This is a genomic window from Streptomyces sp. NPDC127092, assembly GCF_042722475.1.
In the GTDB taxonomy this organism is placed as follows: domain Bacteria; phylum Actinomycetota; class Actinomycetes; order Streptomycetales; family Streptomycetaceae; genus Streptomyces.
This window is the reverse complement of the sequence record NZ_JBHXFE010000128.1, coordinates 329-2,516: the sequence shown is the minus strand read 5'-3', so window position 1 is coordinate 2,516 and position 2,188 is coordinate 329. Positions and strand designations below refer to the sequence as shown.

At 59.0% G+C, this 2,188-nt stretch carries 3 protein-coding genes; 2 read left to right on the top strand and 1 reads right to left on the bottom strand.

Annotated elements, in window-relative coordinates; translation table 11 throughout:
* Together ACFWJO_RS37870 and ACFWJO_RS37865 are read left to right on the top strand one after the other, a co-directional pair.
* On the top strand, positions 1-294 hold a 294-nt coding region (locus ACFWJO_RS37870; RefSeq protein WP_386872678.1), incomplete at its 5' end, for a hypothetical protein.
* A gap of 177 nt (positions 295-471) precedes the next feature.
* Entirely contained in the window at positions 472-873 is a 402-nt protein-coding gene (locus ACFWJO_RS37865) for a hypothetical protein (RefSeq protein ID WP_378493853.1), read from the top strand.
* A gap of 48 nt (positions 874-921) precedes the next feature.
* Here the strand turns inward: ACFWJO_RS37865 and ACFWJO_RS37860 are convergent.
* A partial coding sequence (locus tag ACFWJO_RS37860) for an LGFP repeat-containing protein (RefSeq protein ID WP_386872676.1) occupies positions 922-2,188 on the bottom strand: 1,267 nt, incomplete at its 5' end.

Here is a 2,188-nt window from a genome sequence, read left to right as displayed (position 1 = left end):
ATCAACACCAGCAGGCGTGACGTGTGTGCTGTGTTGATGCGCAACGTGAATCAACATTTCGGAGAAGCAATTTCACGATCCTTATCTATCTGGATATTCCGTAGTGCCGGAACACTGAAAGCGTTTTCGCTGCATGATTGCGCCGATGACTGCGCCGACCAAGGTCGCGCCGACGGCCATGCCAATGACAAACGGAAGGGGGTCTATGGACTCGATGTTTGTGACTTCAGCCCCATCAGGTTCGTAGCTTCTGGAGTACACGTGGATCGGTTGTGCGAGATACCAGACGAATAGCGATGCGCAAAGTAGTCCTGCGAGCAGCCCCGTTGCTGCGAACGGGAGTATCGTGAGTGTTCGCTTTTTCCAGGTCGATCGGTGCATTAGAACTCTCTCCCAACGCCGTCTATGTCGCTGCCTGAACAGTGTGACGGATCGAAGTATTTAGCCAGGTCGAAGAGCAAAAGGATGTGTATGTCAGCAGGACGAAGAAAGAAGGAACCAGAGTTCTCACAAGGGTCGGACGTCTACCCCTTTCAGGAGTACTCCACTGTTTTTGACGCGTGGGTACTCAGATGCACGAGAGCCGTCCTTGGGGGCCTCATTACTGCCCAGGAACGGGGTGGTTTGCGCGTCGCGTCCTTCGAACTGCAGACAACGGAAGACCGGCTACTCGCAGTCGTCGAACACTACGGCAACCAGGAGATGCCATCGGTTCGAATCGGGTACCGGATCACACTCTCGAGGCTGAGATCAATGGCGCGAGATGACGACCCGGACGCCGCAGGAATGCTCTATCTGGATGACATGATTCAGGCTTGGGTACCTCCGGGAATCGAACCCGTCGACGGCATCTACTGGGTCGACCGGCCGTGACTCCTATCGGAAGGGACTACTCCTGATAGGAGTCACGGCGCGAGCCGGTCAGTTCTCGGGGTTCATCAACGCCATGTCAACCCAGGAGTCGCAGATGGGGCCTCCGGACAGCGGCGTGTTCCCACCCCCGCAGTAGGCCGACACCACGCCGATCGGATCTCCTCCGGGGGAAAGCTTGTAGTTCGGCCAAGAAGTGTAGTCGTAAATCGCATGGACGGTTCTGCGCTGTACTTCCTGACATTCCTTTCCGCTCCAGGTCAATTGGCAGGTGCTGTCTGTGGCATACGCCCAGAAATCAGTACCTGGATCGCTCGAATCACTGCGGGCACCGTAGTACTTGGATTCGAGAACGAACTCGATCGACTCGACGTACTTCAGTTGATGCTTGTGCTCGGCCTTGTCCTGCCCCCAGCCATCTGCCCACGCGGTACTCCAATAGCCCTGGCGAATCGGCATGTCGCCGTACTGCGGCCAATTCGCATTCGTGGCGCTTCCGACGATGTCAGAGGTGTCGTAGTTCGGGGCGACATCTGGTGCAGGCCATGTCGCCCCAGGTGGAATGGCCATCGGTCCAGGGCCAGAGCGTTCCTGCGGCGAGGGCGCTATGAGGTTCTCGGGTTCGGGCACTGGATCGGGTGTTGGATCGTACATCCCGACGAGAGCGCGGGTAGTGCCGAGCAGATTGATGACACCACCTTGGAACCGTTGATGCAGGGTGACTTGAGGGTCGGTGGTGACGGTGGTGGGGTTGGCGACCGGGTACCCGAGATTCCCAGTTTGTGCGCCGTGGCTGTTCCATGGCGCAAGGATGTCGGTGGGCATGTCGTGGGCTCCGGTGAGGGCTGTCCACCAAATCGAGGTGCCGTTCTCGAAATCGGCGTGGTGGGCGACACCGTTGGATGTGGACTGCTCATCGGCAAGAGGGTAGCCCAGGGCGCCGTCTTCTCGGCCGAGCTGGAACCATCTGTCGCGGATCGCGCCGTACAGCAACCTCGCCCCGGTGGGGCCGGACCACGTCACGGTGCCGTTGGTGAAGTTGTTGTATCGGCCATTATTCTTGGTGACCGCGATTTCGTCGCTGGTCGGGTACCCCAACGGGCCTGTTTCGGCGCCGACGGTGTTCCACTTGTCGCGGATGGCGCCTCCAATGGCACCGAGGGAAACTGGGCTCCAATAGATGGCGGCGCCCTGGAACTCTTGCCGTCGCCCGTTCGTCAGAACGATCTCATCTGTAGTGGGGTAGCCGAGGTAGCCGGCTTCCCACCCGTGCTCTCCCCACTTCATCATGAAGTGGTTCACGACAGGGTGGGCACCG

Coding starts and splice junctions, on each gene's coding strand:
- ACFWJO_RS37865 (WP_378493853.1), top strand. CDS start 472: ATGTCAGCAGGACGAAGAAAGAAGGAACCAGAGTTCTCACAAGGGTCG.